At 73.3% G+C, this 16,579-nt stretch carries 17 protein-coding genes; 8 read left to right on the top strand and 9 right to left on the bottom strand.

What is annotated here, in order from left to right; translation table 11 throughout:
* Window positions 1-28 precede the first annotated feature (28 nt).
* Complete coding sequence (gene sepH / locus FB454_RS12935) at window positions 29-1,117, top strand: septation protein SepH (RefSeq protein ID WP_013283719.1); 1,089 nt, start codon at window positions 29-31, stop codon at window positions 1,115-1,117.
* A gap of 63 nt (window positions 1,118-1,180) precedes the next feature.
* Complete coding sequence (locus FB454_RS12930) at window positions 1,181-2,167, top strand: aldo/keto reductase (RefSeq protein ID WP_013473747.1); 987 nt, start codon at window positions 1,181-1,183, stop codon at window positions 2,165-2,167.
* 66 nt (window positions 2,168-2,233) lie between these two features.
* On the opposite strand, the gene thpR is transcribed toward FB454_RS12930, so the two are convergent.
* From thpR to FB454_RS12905, 5 genes are all read right to left on the bottom strand, one after another.
* On the bottom strand, window positions 2,234-2,797 hold the full coding sequence (thpR, locus tag FB454_RS12925) for an RNA 2',3'-cyclic phosphodiesterase (RefSeq protein WP_145822987.1): 564 nt from the start codon (window positions 2,795-2,797) through the stop codon (window positions 2,234-2,236).
* A 4-nt stretch (window positions 2,798-2,801) separates the two neighbouring features.
* Complete coding sequence (locus FB454_RS12920) at window positions 2,802-3,311, bottom strand: hypothetical protein (protein ID WP_013283716.1); 510 nt, start codon at window positions 3,309-3,311, stop codon at window positions 2,802-2,804.
* Between the two features lie 75 nt (window positions 3,312-3,386).
* Window positions 3,387-4,673: an MFS transporter gene (locus FB454_RS12915; RefSeq protein ID WP_013283715.1), complete on the bottom strand. Its 1,287-nt coding sequence runs from the start codon at window positions 4,671-4,673 to the stop codon at window positions 3,387-3,389.
* 68 nt (window positions 4,674-4,741) lie between these two features.
* On the bottom strand, window positions 4,742-5,191 hold the full coding sequence (locus FB454_RS12910) for a MarR family winged helix-turn-helix transcriptional regulator (RefSeq protein WP_030274920.1): 450 nt from the start codon (window positions 5,189-5,191) through the stop codon (window positions 4,742-4,744).
* A gap of 61 nt (window positions 5,192-5,252) precedes the next feature.
* Window positions 5,253-6,734 (bottom strand): NCS2 family permease, encoded by a 1,482-nt coding sequence (locus tag FB454_RS12905; protein ID WP_013283713.1) that lies wholly within the window; start codon window positions 6,732-6,734, stop codon window positions 5,253-5,255.
* A gap of 92 nt (window positions 6,735-6,826) precedes the next feature.
* Here FB454_RS12905 and FB454_RS12900 point away from each other — a divergent pair, with 92 nt between their 5' ends.
* A complete protein-coding gene (locus tag FB454_RS12900) occupies window positions 6,827-7,090 on the top strand; it encodes a DUF2530 domain-containing protein (RefSeq protein WP_013283712.1) in 264 nt (87 codons plus the stop codon).
* 4 nt (window positions 7,091-7,094) lie between these two features.
* Here FB454_RS12900 and FB454_RS12895 read toward each other — a convergent pair whose 3' ends face one another.
* A complete protein-coding gene (locus tag FB454_RS12895) occupies window positions 7,095-7,934 on the bottom strand; it encodes a DUF3027 domain-containing protein (RefSeq protein ID WP_013283711.1) in 840 nt (279 codons plus the stop codon).
* An 87-nt stretch (window positions 7,935-8,021) separates the two neighbouring features.
* On the opposite strand from FB454_RS12895, the gene FB454_RS12890 reads away from it, so the two are divergent.
* The gene (locus FB454_RS12890; protein WP_145822986.1) at window positions 8,022-9,638 is read left to right on the top strand and encodes an MFS transporter; all 1,617 of its coding nucleotides are present in this window, start codon (window positions 8,022-8,024) and stop codon (window positions 9,636-9,638) included.
* Window positions 9,635-10,348 (top strand): futalosine hydrolase, encoded by a 714-nt coding sequence (locus tag FB454_RS12885; protein ID WP_145822985.1) that lies wholly within the window; start codon window positions 9,635-9,637, stop codon window positions 10,346-10,348. The genes FB454_RS12890 and FB454_RS12885 overlap by 4 nt, the downstream gene beginning before the upstream one ends.
* Window positions 10,349-10,403: 55 nt before the next feature.
* Here the strand turns inward: FB454_RS12885 and FB454_RS12880 are convergent, their stop codons facing one another.
* Window positions 10,404-11,387 carry an NAD(P)-dependent alcohol dehydrogenase gene (locus FB454_RS12880; RefSeq protein ID WP_071097017.1) on the bottom strand — a complete coding sequence of 328 codons (984 nt, stop codon included), beginning with the start codon at window positions 11,385-11,387 and terminating at the stop codon, window positions 10,404-10,406.
* Window positions 11,388-11,504: 117 nt separating this feature from the next.
* Between FB454_RS12880 and FB454_RS12875 the strand changes: the two genes are divergently transcribed.
* Complete coding sequence (locus tag FB454_RS12875) at window positions 11,505-12,215, top strand: TetR/AcrR family transcriptional regulator (protein ID WP_145822984.1); 711 nt, start codon at window positions 11,505-11,507, stop codon at window positions 12,213-12,215.
* A gap of 34 nt (window positions 12,216-12,249) precedes the next feature.
* Window positions 12,250-13,080: a 1,4-dihydroxy-6-naphtoate synthase gene (locus tag FB454_RS12870; RefSeq protein ID WP_013283706.1), complete on the top strand. Its 831-nt coding sequence runs from the start codon at window positions 12,250-12,252 to the stop codon at window positions 13,078-13,080.
* Here the strand turns inward: FB454_RS12870 and FB454_RS12865 are convergent.
* Both FB454_RS12865 and FB454_RS12860 read right to left on the bottom strand, forming a co-directional pair.
* Window positions 13,041-13,427, bottom strand: a complete 387-nt coding sequence (locus FB454_RS12865; protein ID WP_026267952.1) for a cold-shock protein — start codon at window positions 13,425-13,427, stop codon at window positions 13,041-13,043. The genes FB454_RS12870 and FB454_RS12865 overlap by 40 nt on opposite strands.
* A gap of 28 nt (window positions 13,428-13,455) precedes the next feature.
* Complete coding sequence (locus FB454_RS12860) at window positions 13,456-14,079, bottom strand: HAD hydrolase-like protein (protein ID WP_145822983.1); 624 nt, start codon at window positions 14,077-14,079, stop codon at window positions 13,456-13,458.
* A gap of 37 nt (window positions 14,080-14,116) precedes the next feature.
* Between FB454_RS12860 and FB454_RS12855 the strand changes: the two genes are divergently transcribed.
* Complete coding sequence (locus tag FB454_RS12855) at window positions 14,117-16,579, top strand: helicase-associated domain-containing protein (protein WP_013473737.1); 2,463 nt, start codon at window positions 14,117-14,119, stop codon at window positions 16,577-16,579.

Genomic DNA, 16,579 nt, shown 5'->3' with positions numbered 1-16,579 from the left:
GCCAGCGAAGCGGGACGGAGGCAAGCCCATGCGCCCAGTACGCTTCGTCGCCCTCTCCGAGGACGGCCAGGCCCTGGTGCTCGCCGACGAGGTGGGGCGCCTGCTGGCGCTGCCCATCGACGAGCGGATCGCGTCGGCGCTGCACGCCGAGCCGGGCGCCCCGCCGCTCGCTGTGGTGCCGAGCGCCACCGACCCGACGCCGTCGCTGTCCCCACGCGACATCCAGGCCCGGATCCGGTCCGGCGAGTCCGCGGAGGACGTCGCCCGCATCGCCGGCGTACCAGTCGACCGGGTGCTGCGTTACGCCGGTCCGGTGCTCCAGGAGCGGGCCATGCTCGCCCAGCACGCCCGCCGCACCCGGCTCAAGGGCGCGGAGAAGCCGACCCCGCTGGCCGAGGTCGTCAACGGCCGGCTGGCCCAGCACGGCATCGACACCGAGAAGATCTCGTGGGACGCCTACCGCCGCGACGACGGCACCTGGCGGATCATCGCGACCTGGCCGTCCGGCAAGGCCACCGCCCAGGCGGTGTGGGACCTGGACAAGACCCGGCAGAACGTCGCCCCGCACGACGACATGGCGCAATACCTGTGCGCCGAGCGGCCCACGCCGATCCTCGGCCAGGAGCCGGCGCCGGAGCGGGGCGGTCACGCGCTGCCCGGTCCGTCGCGCGGCGAGCCGAGCCGGGGTGGGCACGGCCTGCCGGCCGCCTCCGAGCATGCCCGTCCGGGGCGTGACCCGATCCGCGCCGGCCGGGACGCGCTGCTCGCCTCGCTGGACCGGCCGCTCGGCGGCACGTCCGGGCGTGGTCTCGACACCCGCTCCCCGGCTGCGCTGGCCGGGCAGGAGGCGCCCCGTCAGCGGGCCGTCGCCGGTGGTGCCGCCGCGCTGCTCGGTGGTGGGCAGGGTTCGGCCTTCGACGACGACTCGGACGCGCCGAAGGAGATCCCGGCCGTACCCTCGCTGGCCGTGCTGCGGCCCCGCCGCACCGGCCCCGCGGCGGCGACCGGCGGTGCGGCAGCCGAGTCCACCGATGCCGGTGGCAAGCCGCGCAAGCGGTTGCCGAGCTGGGACGACGTGCTGTTCGGCACCGGCCCGGCGGCCCGCGAATCATCCTGATCCACCGCTCCACCCTGGCTCGTTGAGAGGGCACTCTAAGTGCCGGCGTGCCAGGGTGGAGTCATGGAGTACACGAACCTGGGACGCACCGGTCTGTCCGTGAGCCGACTCTGCCTCGGCACGATGAACTTCGGTCCGCAGACCGACGAGCCGGACAGTTTCGCCATCATGGACCGGGCGCTCGAACACGGGATCAACTTCTTCGACACCGCGAACGTCTACGGCTGGAAGCTCGGTGAGGGCGTCACCGAGCAGATCGTCGGCCGCTGGTTCGCGCAGGGCGGCGGGCGCCGCGACAAGGTCGTCCTCGCCACCAAGGTGTACGGCAAGATGGGCGAGTGGCCCAACGAGCAGGGCCTGAGCGCCCGGCACATCATCCGGGCCTGCGAGGACTCGCTGCGCCGGCTCCAGACCGACACGATCGACCTCTACCAGATGCACCACATCTCCCGGACCACGCCGTGGGAGGAGATCTGGCAGGCGATGGAGACGCTCGTCGCCCAGGGCAAGGTGCTCTACGTCGGATCGTCCAACTTCGCCGGCTGGCACATCGCGCAGGCGCAGGCCGCGGCCGGCAAGCGCAACTTCCTCGGGCTCGTCTCCGAGCAGTGCATCTACAACCTGCTGACCCGGTACGTCGAACTGGAGGTCGTCCCGGCCGCGCAGCACTACGGGCTGGGCATCATCCCCTGGTCGCCGCTGCACGGCGGGCTGCTCTCCGGCATCATCCGCAAGATGGCCGAGGGCAGCGCGGCGCGCGGCACCACCGGCCGCTCGGCCGACGCGCTGGCCGAGCACCGGAACACCATCGAGGCGTACGAGAAGCTCTGCGCCGACCTGGGCCACGACCCGGCCGACGTGGCGCTGGCGTGGCTGCTGTCCCGGCCGGGCGTGACCGCCCCGATCGTCGGCCCGCGCACCATGGACCAGCTCGACCGCAACCTGGGCGCCCTCGACGTCCAGCTGGACGAGTCGACGCTGACCCGCCTCGACGAGCTGTTCCCGCCGGTCGGCAACGGCGGTCCCGGCCCCGAAGCCTGGGCCTGGTAGGAAAGGAAGGGCCCCTTCTTAACGCCTCCGGTAGAGGAGGGGCCCCTTCTTAACGCCCCGCCCGAATTAAGCGCCCGCCGCCAGCGCCCACGCGGCGACGCGGGTGTAGCGCGGCGTACGGCCCAGGTGGCTGCGGATCAGGAGCACCTCGCCGGCCGTCCACTGCGGCCCGGCGTAGTCGTGCAGCGTGTGCACGTCCGAGCGGACGTCGGCCTCGGCCACCCGGTCGCCGGGGCGGGCGATGGTCAGATGCGCCCGGAACGGCTTGTCGTCACACGGCAGCCCGGCCTCGCGCAGCCCGCCACGGATCGACAGGGCGAGCGCGTCGAGCGCCTCGACCTCGCCGCGCACGTCGACCCAGAGCACTGTGGACCGGCCCTCACCGAAGCAGCCGCCACCCGCCAGGCACAGCCGCGGGGAACGAGCCGTCCGGGCGGCCGAGGCGAGCGCGTGCTTCACATCGGGCAGCCGGTCGTCCGGCACTTCGCCGAGGAAGGCGAGCGTGAGGTGCAGGTTCGCCGGGTCGGCGAGGCGGGCGTGGCGGGCGGCCGCGACCCGCAGGCCCTTCATTCGGGCGGTCAGGTCCGCGACGACCACCGCAGGTGGGTAGATCGCCGCGAAGAGACGCACCCGGTCAGCGGTGCCGCTGGTGGTGCGCGGCGCGCGCGGCCGGCAGGGTCAGCCCGGCGGCGTGCAGCAGCCCTTCGACGCGTACCCGTTCGATCTCCCGGTCGACGCCGTCCAGCTCGGCCAGGTGTTCGGCGATGCCGAGCGCGTGGCAGGCGGCGCGCAGCCGTTCGTCGTACGCCTCGATGACCGCGCCGTGCCACACCACGCTGCGGTCGGCGGCGGCGAGCCGGTGGCCGCCGAGCCGGCGCAGGTCGGTGGCGAGTTGTTCCAGCGGGCGGCGGCCGTCCTTGTCGAACTCGGTGAGGTCGATGTCGCGGGTCAGCGCCTCGGCCTCGATGGCCCGGTCGAGCCGCGCGATGGTACGGCGTTCCCGGCGCTGCTCCCGCCACTCGGCCCATCCGCAGGCGACCCGATCGATGATCTCGTCGGCGCAGAACAGCAGCGCGAACAGGGCAGGCAGGCAGCAGACGGCGAGGATCGCCAGCGCCAGCAGCAGTCCCTGCCCCACTTCCACACATCGACGCTAAGCCCTGCCGCACCGGCCCGCCACCCGTTTGGGTAATCGGGCCGGTACGACCGGCTATCAGGGCTACTTGGCGCCGGGCGAAACCACGTAGAAGCGGGGCATCGGCAGCACCCGCATCCGCAGCCGGGCGCCGGAGCGGCGCAGCTGCCAGGTGAGCGCCAGCAGCGCGGCGGTCAGCGAGATCAGGCCACCGGCCCAGATGCTCGCGCCCGCGCCGTACGTCTCGGCGACCCAGCCGATCAGCGGCGCGCCGACCGGGTTGGTGCCCAGGAACACCAGCACCCACAGCGCCATCACCCGTCCCCGGAAGGACGCGTCGACACCGAGCTGTACGCGCTGGTTGGCGGCCTGGGCAAAGTAGATCATGAAGAACCCGGCGGGCAGCAGCAGCGTCACGACCATCCAGTACGCCGGGGCGAGCCCGACGAGCGTGCCGAAGATCGCGCAGCCGATCGCGGCGCCGAGCACGAGCCAGACCGAGGGCCGGCTGCGCCGTCCGGTGCCGGCCAGCGCCCCGACCAGCGCGCCGGCCGCGAGGGCGGTGCTGAACAGGCCGAACGAGGCGGCACCGGTGTTGAACACGGTCTTCGCGAGCGCGGCGAGGGTGAGCTGGAAGTTGAACAGGCTCATCCCGATCACCGACATGAGGACCATCGGCAGCAGGATGTCCGGGCGGCGTGCCACGTACCGGAGGCCGTCGACCACCCGGGCCTGGTCCCGCTCGCCGACCGGTGGCAGGTCCTTGCGGTGCAGCTCGTCGGTACGCATCCGGACCACGTTGACCAGCGGGGCGATCGAGCTGAGCGCGGTGACCAGGAAGACCGGGCCGACGTCGACGACGGCGATGGCCAGGCCGGCGACGGCCGGGCCGACGATCCGGGCGGAGTTGAACACTGCTGCGTTGAGCGAGAGCGCGTTCGGCAGCAGCGGCATGCCGACCAGCTCGGAGACGAAGGCCTGGCGGACCGGCGTCTCGACCGCGTTGGCGACGCCGAGCAGGGCGGCGAACGTGAAGACGTGCCAGAGCTGCACCAGGCCGGTGAGGACCAGGATGCTCATGGCGAGCGACAGCACGGTCCAGAAGGCGTTGGCGACGAAGAGCAGCATCCGCTTGTCGTAGCGGTCGGCGAGCCGGCCGGACAGCAGCGTGAGCAGGAGTACGGGGGTGAACTGCAACGCGGTGACCACGCCGAGCGCGGTCGCGGAGTTGTCGCTGAGCTCGAGGACGAGCCAGTCCTGGGCGATGAACATCATCCAGACGCCGATCAGTTTGATCAGCTGCCCGGTGGCGAAGAGTCGATAGTTGCGGACTCGTAGGGACTGGAACATCGTGCTCAGCTTGGCCTGCACTCTAGGTGCGCCTCCTCGCGTCGGTACGCTTCATCCACAGCTGACGAAGCGAACCGCGGGCGGCGGTGTCAGGCGCGAGCGATGCCCTGGAGGATGTCCGCTGCTCGCCGTAGCGTCTCGCGTTCGTCCTCGGTCAGCGCGGCCAGCCGGGTGGCCAGCCACTCGTTGCGGGCCCGCTCGAACTGGTCGAGTACGGCCCTTCCCCCTTCGGTCGCCGCCAGGATGACCTGCCGTCCGTCGGTCGGATGGGGGGTGCGCTGCACGAGGCCGCGCTCCTCCAACTTCGCGACGATCTTCGTCATCGTGGGCGGCTGCACCCGTTCGACATCAGCCAGTTCCCGTGGCGTGAGGGCGCCCGCCAGATTGAGGCTGGTGAGCGCCGACAGCTGGGTGACCGTGAGGTCGCCGACCGGCCGGGCTTGTCGTACCCGCCGGTTGAGCCGGGTGATCGCATCTCGCAGCTGAGGAGCCAGCTGCGCCGGTGGCACGCGTTTCGCCGTCACCGTCCGCTCCGTCACACTAGTTAGCCTAACTAATGAGCCTGGCTAACGACATGCGTTATGACCAGGCTCACCAGCGTCAGAGCAACACGGACTCGACCGGCCCGCGCAGGAAGTACACGATGAACAGCACGGCGACCCCGTACAGGAGCGGGTGGACCTCCCGGGCCTTACCCTTCGCCACCTTCAGCAGTACGAAGCTGATCACGCCGGCCCCGATGCCGTTCGAGATCGAATAGGTGAACGGCATCAGCGCGATGGTGAGGAACGCCGGGATGGCGATCTCGTAGTCGGTCCAGTCGATCGTGCGGACCGCCGTCATCATCAGGAAGCCGACCACCACCAGCGCCGTCGACGCGGCCTCGAACGGCACGATCAGCGACAGCGGTGCCAGGAACATGGCGAGCAGGAACAACGCGCCGGTGACCAGGTTGGCCACGCCGGTCCGCGCACCCTCCGCAACGCCTGCGGCGCTCTCGATGTACGACGTGTTGCTGGACACCGAGGCCGCGCCACCCGCGGCGGCGGCGATCGAGTCGACCAGCAGGATCTCCTTGGCCTTCGGCGGGGTGCCCGTCTCGTCGAGCATGTCCCCTTCCTGGCCGATCGCGACCATCGTGCCCATGGTGTCGAAGAAGTCCGTGATCAGCAGCGTGAAGATGAACATCAGCGGCACCAGCCAGCCGACCCGGCTCCACGAGTTCAGCACGTTGAACTGGCCCAGCAGCGACAGGTCGGGCAGGTCCACGATCTGTTTGGGCAGCTCGGGCACGTTCAGCGCCCAGCCCTTCGGGTTCGGCTTGCCGTCGACGAAGGACGGGCCGACGTTGGCGATCGCCTCGACCACGATGGCCAGCACGGTGGAGGCCAGGATGCCGATCAGGATCGCGCCGCGGACCCGGCGTACCACCAGGACCAGCGTGATCAGCAGGCCGACCACGAAGACGAGCATCGGCCAGCTGACGATCTTGCCGTTGATGCCCAGCCCGACCGGCACCGTGGAGTTCGCGGCGTCCGGCACGCGCCTGACGAAACCGGCGTCGACCAGGCCGATGATGGTCAGGAACAGACCGATGCCGACGCCGATCGCGGTCTTGAGCTGCGTGGGCACCGAGCGGAACACCGCGGTACGCAGTCCGGTGAGCACCAGGATGCCGATCAGCACACCCTCGATGACCACCAGGCCCATCGCATCCGCCCAGGTCATCTGGGGCGCGATCTCATAGGCGACGAGCGCGTTCACGCCCAGACCGGCCGCGAGCGCGATCGGGAACCGGGCCACCACGCCCATCAGGATGGTCATCAGGCCGGCGACCAGCGCGGTCGCCGCGGCGAGCGCCGGGATGGCCAGCGAACGGCCGTCGCCGTCCTTACCGCTGCCCAGGATCAGCGGGTTCAACACCACGATGTACGCCATCGTGAAGAACGTGGCGAAGCCGCCTCGCAACTCCCGGCTCAGCGTCGACCCGCGCGCCGAGATCAGGAAGAAGCGGTCGAAGGCGTTTCGTGGATGCGCGGGATCGGGCGGTGTGCCGTGATCCGGCGGCGGGGCAATGGACATGGTTCCTCATCTGGTCATCGGCCGGGTTTTGTCGCGCGCATCGTCCCAGATCACCTGGCAGGCAGGGAAGAACGATCACGTAGGCTGGGCCGGTGTCACAGGAGCAACAGCCGCGGCCGGAGCCGCTCGACCCGCCGATGGTGCCGTTCGCCGTCGCCGGGCTGATCGCCTGGGCGGTGGCCGGCCTGGTGCTGCTGATCTTCTTCCGGGACTGGCTCACCGAATCCGGGCGTCAGAACTGGCTCTGGACCTGTCTGGCCGGTTTCCTGTGGGGCTTTCCCGGCTTGGCGGTGATGATGCGGCACGACGCCAACCGGCGTCGCCGACGCGCTGCCGAAGCGCAGCGAGCGCGCTGACCCGTCAGGGGTGGCCGTACGGCTCCGCCGGTTCGGCCGCCTCCACCGAGCCCGGGGCCCGGCTGACGGTCATGGCCTCGACCGCGCTGTCGTCGTAGACGGTGGGCAGCTCGTCCACGGACGTCTCGGCCGCTTCGATCATCGTCTCCGAGTGCGCGCCGCAACCGTGGTCGGCGCTCACCACCCGGCCGTCGTCAGGGGCGTAGAAATTGCCGCAGGCACCGAACGCCAGGCGCAGCGAACCGGCGAGCGGCAGGTAGAAACCGCAGGTGCCGCAGCGTGCGGCGGCCGGCGCGGCGGCCGAGATCGCGGCGTCCGGGCCGTGGTCCCCGTCGTACCACCGCTGGGCGGCCTCGGCGCGGCCCTCCCGGGACAGCACCCGGGCCCGGCCCAGGCCCAGCTCCCAGGCGGTCTCCTCCACTGCGGGGTCGTCGGAGAGCAGGTAGCCGGGGGCGAGCCGCTCGTCGTCGGCCGGGGTGGGCAGCAGGTCGCCCGGACCCAGGTCGCCCGGCTTGAGCCGCTCCTGCCAGGGCAGCCAGCCCGGAGCGAGAAGCGCGTCCGGGCCGGGCAGCAGCACCGTCTCGCAGATGGTGACGTGCCGGCTGCGCGGCACCCGGGTCACAGTGACGGCCCAGCGCCAGCCGCGGTAACCGGCCATCCGGCATTCGAAGTAGTGGGTGACGACCCGGTCGCCCTCGGCGACCGCCTGGAGATGATCGCCGATGTCGGTGGGCTCCACCTCGGTGATCGCGTCGCGGGCCACCTCGACGGCGGCGGCGCAGACCTGGTCGAGCCGGGGAGCGCGGGCGGAGGCGGGCCTGGTCACCTGACCATTGTTCCCCATGCCCGTCCACGGGCGACAGGCACTCCCCGGAGTCATTCTCTCCGGGTGATGCGGCACACGCGGAGAGAATGGGCGAGGATGGGACGCATGGCGCTGTCCTCCCGCTCCGGCCGCTCCTTTCTCGGGCGGACCGTCGGCACCGGCATCCGCGCCACCCGGCTGCTGCTGCGGGGCTCGCTGCACGGCGGGCGCTGGATGACCCGGCGTGCCGGCACGGCCCGGGCCCGCAGCGCCGGCAACGAGGTGGGCATGGTCCGCCTGTTCGACCTGCACGCGCTCTCCTGCGCCGGTGACACGCTCATCGCGATCGGCCTGGCCGGGACGATCTTCTTCGACGTGCCGCTGGGCGAGGCGCGCAACAAGGTGGCCCTCTACCTGCTGGTGACGATGGTCCCGTTCGCCATGCTCGCCCCGGTGGTCGGCCCGCTGCTCGACCACTTCCGCCACGGCCGGCGGTACGCGCTGGCCACCACCATGCTGGGCCGGGCGTTCCTGGCCTGGTTGATCTCCGACTACATCGGCGGCTTCGGGCTCTACCCGGCGGCGTTCGGCGTGCTCGCGCTCTCCCGGGCGTACGGGGTGGCCCGCTCGGCGGCGGTCCCCCGGCTTCTCCCGGAAGGGCTGGGGCTGTCCCAGGTCGGGGCGCGCGCGAGCGTCTACGGCACGGTGGCCGGCGCACTCGTCGCACCGATCGGCCTGGCCGCGTTCTGGTTCGGGCCGCAGTGGCCGCTGCGGGTCGCCTCGGTGATCTTCCTGATCGGCATGGTGATCTCGCTCCGGCTGCCGCCGAAGGCCGACTCCGAGCCGCCGGAGCGGATGCCGCACCCGCTGCGCGCGCTGCGCCGCCGCGACGGCGAGCGCCCGCTGGGCCGGGGTCGTCCCAGTGGCCGGCTGGTGATCGCCACGCTGATCGGCGCGGCGGCGCTACGCGGGCTCTACGGCTTCCTGCTGCTGTTCCTGGCCTTCGCGATCAAGGCCGGTGACCTGACCACCGACTTCTTCGGCCGCGACCTCGGCGCCCAGGGCGCGCTGGGTCTGGTCGGCGGCGCGCTGGCGGTCGGCACGTTCCTGGCCACCGCGCTCGGCACCCGTCTGCGCATCCACCGGCCGACAGCGCTCCAGTCCAGCGGCACGATCGTGGTGGCCGGTGTGGCCGTGCTCGCCGCGCTGAAGTTCTCGCTGCCCATGGTGGCGCTGCTGTGCCTGGTCGCGGCGATGATGAGCGGGATCGCCAAGCTGGCGGTGGACGCCTCGATCCAGGAACGCATCCCGGAGCGGCTGCGCGCCAGCTCGTTCGCGCACTCGGAGACCGCGCTGATGCTCGCGTTCGTGGCCGGGGGCGGGCTCGGGCTGGTGCCGTTCACCGGCCTGATCGGCGTGACCGTCGCCGCCGCGGTGGCCGCGCTGGTGGCCGTACGCGGCGTGCTGGTCGCCGGCAAGCTGCGCGGTGAGCACCTGGCCGGCCGGCCGCTCGGCGACGAGGAACTGGCGGCGGAGCAGGCGACCCGCGCCGAGAAACCGGCCACCACCTCGTTCGACGACCCGGCGCCCACGTCACCGGCGCCCCAGCGCTCCAGCCCACCGCCGGACGACGACGGGCTGGCCCCGCCCGGCTTCCACATCTACCGGCCGTCCTCCTCGGTGGGCGGGCCGGGCGGCGTCGAGGACACCGAGCGGCGCGACCCCCGGGGGCCGGTGGCGTGACCGGTCTGCTCGTGGTCACGGCCGTACCGGCCGAGGCCGAGGCGATCCGTGCCGGCCTCACCGCACCGGCAGCGCCGAACGGGACGACGCCGCCGGACGGGACTGCATCGCCGGACGGGACTGCACCGCCGGACGTGACGGTGCTGCCGGTCGGGGTCGGCCCGGCCGTCGCCGGGGCCGCCACGGCACGGCTGCTGGCGCTGGCCGAGGCGGCCGGGCGGCCGTACCGGGCGGTGGTCAGCGCCGGCATCGCCGGAGGGTTCGTCGGCCGGGTCGCGGTGGGCGGCACGGTGCTCGCCGACCGCAGCGTCGCCGCCGACCTCGGTGCCGAGTCACCGGCCGGGTTCATCCCGGTCGAGGACCTGGGCATGCCTCCCGAACTACTCGGCGGCGGCCGGATCGTGCTCGCCGATCCGGGCCTGCTGGCCCGTCTGCGCGCCGCGCTGCCCGCAGCCACCGTCGGCACCGTGCTCACCGTCAGCACGGTGACCGGCACCGCCGCGAGCACGGCGGCCCTCGCCGAACGGCACCCGGACGCGGTGGCCGAGGCGATGGAGGGGTACGGCGTGGCGGTCGCCGCCGCCCAGGCCGGTGTGCCCTTCGCCGAGCTGCGCACCGTCTCCAACCCGATCGGACCGCGTGACCGGAGCGCGTGGCGGATGCGGGAGGCGTTCGCCGCGCTCACCGCCGCGGCGGCCGCCCTTAAGTGATCCATCCACCTGTGGACAACCCTGTGGATAAGTCGCCGGGCTGGGGACGGCGGGCTCAGATCGTGATGACGACCTTGGCTCGCGCGTGCTCGGTTTCGAGGTAGCGGACGGCCTCGGGCACCTCGCGCAGCGGATGCGTCCGGTCGACCACAGGCGTGAGCCGGCCCGCCTCGGCGTGCTCGCGCAGCACGTCGAGGTGGGCCCGGCCGGGTGACGTGGCGAGGACGACGACGCGCTGCCTGACGACCGGCGCGAGCAGCCGTCCGCGCGCCAGCAGCCCGATCGGGCCGAGCAGGCTGCCGCCCCGGTAGACGCCGCCACCGGAGAGCACGAGCGTCCCGTCCGGCGTGAGCGCCCGCCGCAACGCGGTCAGGGGGCGGTTGCCGACCAGGTCGAACACCACGTCGTGGCGGCGCCCGTCGCGGGTGAAGTCGTCGCGGGTGTAGTCGACCACGTGGTCGGCGCCCAGGGAACGGACCAGCTCGACGTTGCGGGTGCGGCACACGCCTGTCACAGTCGCGCCGAGTGCCTTCGCCAACTGGACGGCGAGCGTGCCGACGCCGCCGGAGGCCCCGTTGATCAGGACGCGGTGGCCGGGCCGGACCTGCCCGGCGTCGCGCAGGCCCTGGAGCGCGGTGACGCCCGCCAGCGGCAGTGCTGCCGCCTGCGCCGCCGTCAGGTTCGCCGGCCGCGGCGCGACCAGGTGCTCGGGCACGCACACGTACTCGGCGAACGCGCCGTCGGCCTCGCCGAGGTCACCGAAGACGGTGTCGCCGGGGCGTACCTGCCGCACCTGGGCGCCGACGGCCTCGACCCGGCCGGCGAAGTCCCGGCCACGGATGCGGGCGCGGGGCCGCGCGAGGCCGAGCGCCAGCCGCGACAGCCGGGGGTCGCCGCGCATGACGTGCCAGTCGTACGCGTTCAACGCGGCGGCCTCGACCCGGACGAGGACGTCGCCGGGGCCGGGCGCGGGCGTCTCGACGTCGGCGAGCACGAGTGTCTCCGGGGGGCCGTACCGCTCCTGGACGATCGCCTTCATGTCGCCACTCCCTCCCAGGTGTACGGCGTACACCATCATGGGACAAGGCTAGGTGTACGCCGTACACCAGTCAAGACGGTTACTGTGTCAACGGCCTTCGGGAGGACTGGGGACGACATGGCGGAGCAGACGGAGACGGTGCGCCGGACACCCCTGACCAGGGATCGCGTCCTGCGTACCGCAGTCGTGCTCGCCGACCGGACCGGCATCGAGTCGCTGAGCATGCGCAACCTCGCGCAGGACCTGGGCGTCGTGCCGATGGCCCTCTACAAGCACGTGGCGAACAAGGACGAACTGCTCGACGGCATGATCGACATCGTCGTCGCGGAGATCGACCCGCCGGCGGCCGGCGACTGGAAGCAGGCGATCCGCCGGCGCATCCTGTCGGCGCGGCAGATGCTGCTCCGCCACCCGTGGGCGTCGCTGGCGATCGAGTCCCGGACCACGCCCACGCCGGCCGTCCTCGCGTACCTCGACTCGACAGTGGGCGCGCTGCGGGCGGGCGGGTTCTCCACCGACCTGGCCCACCACGTCATGCACGCGCTGGGCAGCCGCGTGCTGGGCTTCAGCCAGGAGCTGTTCGACACCTCCCGGCAGGCGGGCCGGTCCGGCGCGACGAGCGCCGACCCGCCGGCGGACCTGCCGCCGGAGGCGGCCGCCCGGTTCCCGCACCTCGCGGCCATCGCCACCGCCGCGTCCCACGACGACGACTCGGTGGTCGGCCCGGGCTGCGACGACCAGTTCGAGTTCGAATTCGCGCTGGACCTGCTGCTCGACGGCATCGAGCGGCTGCACCGGAACGGCTGGACGTCACACCGGACGGGGTGACGGGCCGCCCGGCCGCCGGGGTTACGGTGGGACCGTGGCGCTCTCCCTGGCGATCTCCCCCTGCCCCAACGACACGTTCGTCTTCGACGCCCTCGTGCACGGCCGGGTGCCGGGCGCGCCGGCGGTCGAGGTGACCTACGCGGACGTCGACGTCACGAACACCGCCGCCGAGCGGGGCGCGTTCGACCTGGTGAAGGTCAGCTACGCGGCGCTGCCCTGGCTGCTCGACGACTACCACCTGCTGCCCTGCGGCGGCGCGCTGGGCCGGGGCTGCGGGCCGCTGGTGCTGACCCGTGGCGACCGGACCGACCTGTCCGGCGCGACGGTGGCGGTGCCCGGCGAGCGGACCACCGCGTACCTGCTGTTCCGCCTCTGGGCGGCCGACCAGGCACCGGCGCGGATCGAGGTGGTGCCGTTCCACGAGATCATGCCGGGCGTGGCCGCCGGCCGGTACGACGCGGGCCTGGTCATCCACGAGGCGCGCTTCACCTACCCGCGGCACGGGCTGACCGCCCTGGTCGACCTGGGCGAGTGGTGGGAGGGCGACACCGGGCTGCCGATCCCGCTCGGCGCGATCCTGGCCCGCCGGGGCGCCGTCGACCCGGTCGACGCCGCCGCATGGATCCGCGAGTCGGTACGCCAGGCGTGGGCCGACCCGGAGGCCAGCCGCGAGTACGTCCTTACGCACGCTCAGGAGATGGAGCCCGACGTGGTGGACCGGCACATCGGCCTCTACGTCAACGAGTTCACCGCCGACCTGGGAGAGGCCGGCTTCGCCGCCGTGGAGGCGCTGCTGGGCCGGGCCGCCGACGCCGGGCTCGTCCCTCAGACCTCCAGCTCGCGCGCCACCGCGTGGACCAGCTGAGCGATCTTCTGCGCGGTCTTCCGATCCGGGAAGCGACCCCGGCGCAGGTCCGGCTGGACCTTCGCCTCCAGCACCTTGATCATGTCTTCGACCAGGCCGTGGAGTTCCTCGGCCGGCCGGCGGCGCAGCTCCGCCACGGACGGCGGCGCCTCCAGCAGCTTGACCCCCATCGCCTGGGCGCCCCGCCGGCTGTCGACCACGCTGAAATCGACCCGCTGGCCACCCTTCAGGTCGGCGACACCCGCCGGTAGCGCGCCCTTCGGCAGGAACACGTCGCCACCCTCGTCACTGGTGACGAACCCGTACCCCTTGGCGGCGTCGTACCACTTCACTCGACCCGTCGGCACCTGTTGAACCCCGCTCCACTCGAACCGTCTACCCCTCCAAGGCTAGCCCGATGATCCGGTCCAGCGCCCTCGGGAATTCGACGAGATCATCAAGCACCAGGTACGCCCCGGCCTCGATCAGTTCGTCGGCCGAGCACGGGCCGGTCGCCACTGCCACGCCCGGGATTCCCGCGGCTCGCGCGGCGGCCATGTCGGCCACGTGGTCGCCCACGTAGAGCGTCGCGCCGTGCTCGCGCAACGCGACCGCCTTCTGCTCGGCGAACACGTCCCCGGCCAGCTCGTCCACCGGTAGCCCGAGGTGGTCCAGGTGCAGCTTCGCCAGCCGGCCCATCTTCGCGGTCACCACCATCGTCCGCCCGCCGCGCGCCTGCACCGCGCGCAGCGCGGCCTCCGCACCCGGCATCGGCACGGTCGGCGTGATCGCGTACGCCGGATACAGCTCCCGGTAGAGCGTCACCGCCTCCTCGACGCGCTCCGGCGGGAACCAGTGCGCCAGCTCGGTACGCAGCGGCGGGCCCAGCCGGGAGACGGCCAGTTCCCCGTCCACGTGCACGCCCGTGCGCGCGGTGAGCGCCCGGAACGCGGCGGCGATCCCGGGCCGGGAGTCGACCAGGGTCATGTCGAGGTCGAAGCCGACCATCAGCGGAGACATGCCGAGAACCTACCCAGCGGGCTAGCGTGGTACGACGATGACCACCTCACTCGCCGACCACCTGCGGGCCCTCCCCGACGAGTCGCTTGCCGCCCTGCTCCAGCTGCGGCCGGACCTCGTCGTGCCGGTGCCGGCCGACGTGTCCGCCCTCGCCCTGCGCGCCCAGTCCCGGGTCTCCGTGGCCCGGGCGCTCGACGGGCTGGACCAGTTCACCCTCCAGATCCTCGACGCCGCCCGGCTCACCCGCGGTCCCGAGGGCGCCACCTCCACCGACCAGATCCTCGCCATGGCCACCGCCGGGCCGCAGCCGCCCGCCCCGACAGCGGTCCGCGCCGCCGTCGACCGGCTCCGGGCCCGGTTCCTGCTGTACGGCCCCGAGCACGACCTGTGCGTGGCCGGCGGCATCGACGAGGTGTCCCCGTACCCGGCGGGGCTGGGCCGGCCGGCGGCGGAGCTGGACCCGCGCGCGGCGGCGCTCTGCGCGGACCCGGCGAAACTGCGGCGGACGCTGCTGTCCGCGCCGCCCTCGGCCCGGGCGGTCCTGGACCGGCTCGCCGCCGGGCCGCCGGTCGGGACCGTGGCCCCCGGCGCGCTGGAGGCCCCCGCCACCGGCGCCGAGGACGTGCTCCCGCCCGACCTGGTGAACGGCGGCGCGCCGACCGGCTCGCCGATCCGCTGGCTGGTCGAGCACCGGCTCCTGGTCCGGATGTCCGGCGGCCGCAACGGCACCGTCGAGCTGCCCCGCGAGGTGGGGCTGGTGCTGCGCCGCGACGCCGGTCCGCTCGGCCCGCTGCGCACCAGCCCGCCGGTGGTGTCCGGCCCGCCGCGCGAGGTGAAGTCCGTCGACTCGGCCGGCGCCGGGCAGACCATGGAGGTGGTCCGGCACACCGAGGCGATGCTGGAGGCGCTGACCGCCGAACCGGCACCGGTCCTGCGCTCCGGCGGCGTCGGCGTACGCGACCTGCGGCGGCTCGCTCGTGGCCTCGGGCTGGACGAGCCGACCACCGCGCTGCTGTTCGAGGTGGCGTACGCGGCCGGGCTGACCGGCGAGATGGAGCTGACCGGCGCGGCCACCACCCGGTACGGCGGCGACCAGCAGATCCTGCCCACCGGCGGATACGAGGTGTGGCGCGCGGTGTCGCTGGCCCAGCGCTGGGAGCAGCTCGCCCGCGCCTGGATGTCGATGCCCCGCCAGGCCGGCCTGATCGGGCAGCGCGACGACCGGGACCGGCCCATCTCGGTGCTCTCCGCCGAGGCGGAACGAGCAGGGGCGCCGGCCGCCCGGCGTGCGGTGCTCGCCGTGCTGGCCGACCTGCCACCCGGCACCGCCCCGACCACCGACGAGGTGCTGGAACTGCTGGACTGGCGCGCGCCGCGGCGGGCCCGGGGGCGGGAGACGGCGCACCGGGAGGTGCTCGCCGAGGCCGCCACGCTGGGCGTGACCGGGCTCAATGCGCTCACCTCGTACGGGCGGCTGCTGCTCGCCGAGCTGACCGAGGCCGACGAGCGCGGTGACGACCCGCTCGGGCTGCGCTCCGACGCCGAGTCGGGCGACGCGTCGACGACAGTACGGGCGCTGGACGGGCTGCTGCCCGCCCCGGTCGACCACGTGCTGGTGCAGGCCGACCTGACAGTGGTGGTGCCCGGCCCGCCCGACCCGGCGCTCGCCGCCGAACTGGACGTGGTGGCCGAGCACGAGTCGGCGGGCGGAGCCAGCGTGCACCGGGTCACCACGGCGAGCATCAGGCGGGCGCTCGACGCCGGCTACACCGCCGACGACCTGCACGCGCTGTTCCGCCGCCGCTCGCGTACCCCGGTGCCGCAGGGCCTGACCTATCTGGTCGACGACGCGGCCCGCAAGCACGGCGGGCTGCGCGTCGGGTCGGCCGGCGCGTACGTGCGCAGCGACGACGAGACGCTGCTCAGCGAGGTGCAGGCGGACCGGCGACTGGAGCCGCTGGCGTTCCGCCGGCTCGCGCCCACGGTGCTGGTCACCCCGTACCAGGTCAACCGGATGCTCACCGCGCTGCGCGACGCCGGGTACGCCCCGGTGCCGGAGGACGCCAGCGGAGCGACTGTGCTGGCGCGGCCGAAGACCCGGCGGGCGCCGGCGCGTACCGCGATCGGCCGTGCGGTCGACCCGCTCGCCACGCCGAAGCTGCCGATGCCCCGCCTGCTCGGCGTGGTGGAGCAGATCCGCCGGGGCGAGGCGGCGGCCCGGGCGGCGCGGCGGGCCCCGGCGGTGGTCCGCGGCGCCCCGGCGGCCGGCGGTCCCGCGCCCGTGTCCGGGCACGGCGACGCGCTGGCGGTGCTCCAGCAGGCGGTACGGGACAAGGCGCTGGTCTGGGTCGGCTACGTCGACGCGCACGGGGCGACCGCGTCCCGGCTGGTCCGGCCGGTGTCGATCGGCGCCGGCTACCTGCGCGCCGAGGACGACCGGACGGAGATGCTGCACACGTTCGCGCTGCACCGGATCACTGCGGCGGTGCTGGAGGAGTGA

It is taken from the genome of Micromonospora sp. CNZ297 (assembly GCF_007827625.1).
Note: the sequence above shows the minus strand (reverse complement) of the source record. Positions and strands in the feature narration are given on the sequence as shown.

Excerpts from the sequence above, each read along its gene's own strand:
- FB454_RS12890 (WP_145822986.1), top strand. The coding sequence starts at position 8,022 with ATGGCGCTGTCCTCCCGCTCCGGCCGCTCCTTTCTCGGGCGGACCGTC.
- sepH (WP_013283719.1), top strand. The coding sequence starts at position 29 with ATGCGCCCAGTACGCTTCGTCGCCCTCTCCGAGGACGGCCAGGCCCTG.
- FB454_RS12880 (WP_071097017.1), bottom strand. The coding sequence starts at position 11,387 with ATGAAGGCGATCGTCCAGGAGCGGTACGGCCCCCCGGAGACACTCGTG.
- FB454_RS12860 (WP_145822983.1), bottom strand. The coding sequence starts at position 14,079 with ATGTCTCCGCTGATGGTCGGCTTCGACCTCGACATGACCCTGGTCGAC.
- FB454_RS12905 (WP_013283713.1), bottom strand. The coding sequence starts at position 6,734 with ATGTCCATTGCCCCGCCGCCGGATCACGGCACACCGCCCGATCCCGCG.
- FB454_RS12930 (WP_013473747.1), top strand. The coding sequence starts at position 1,181 with ATGGAGTACACGAACCTGGGACGCACCGGTCTGTCCGTGAGCCGACTC.
- FB454_RS12895 (WP_013283711.1), bottom strand. The coding sequence starts at position 7,934 with ATGGGGAACAATGGTCAGGTGACCAGGCCCGCCTCCGCCCGCGCTCCC.
- FB454_RS12875 (WP_145822984.1), top strand. The coding sequence starts at position 11,505 with ATGGCGGAGCAGACGGAGACGGTGCGCCGGACACCCCTGACCAGGGAT.
- FB454_RS12855 (WP_013473737.1), top strand. The coding sequence starts at position 14,117 with ATGACCACCTCACTCGCCGACCACCTGCGGGCCCTCCCCGACGAGTCG.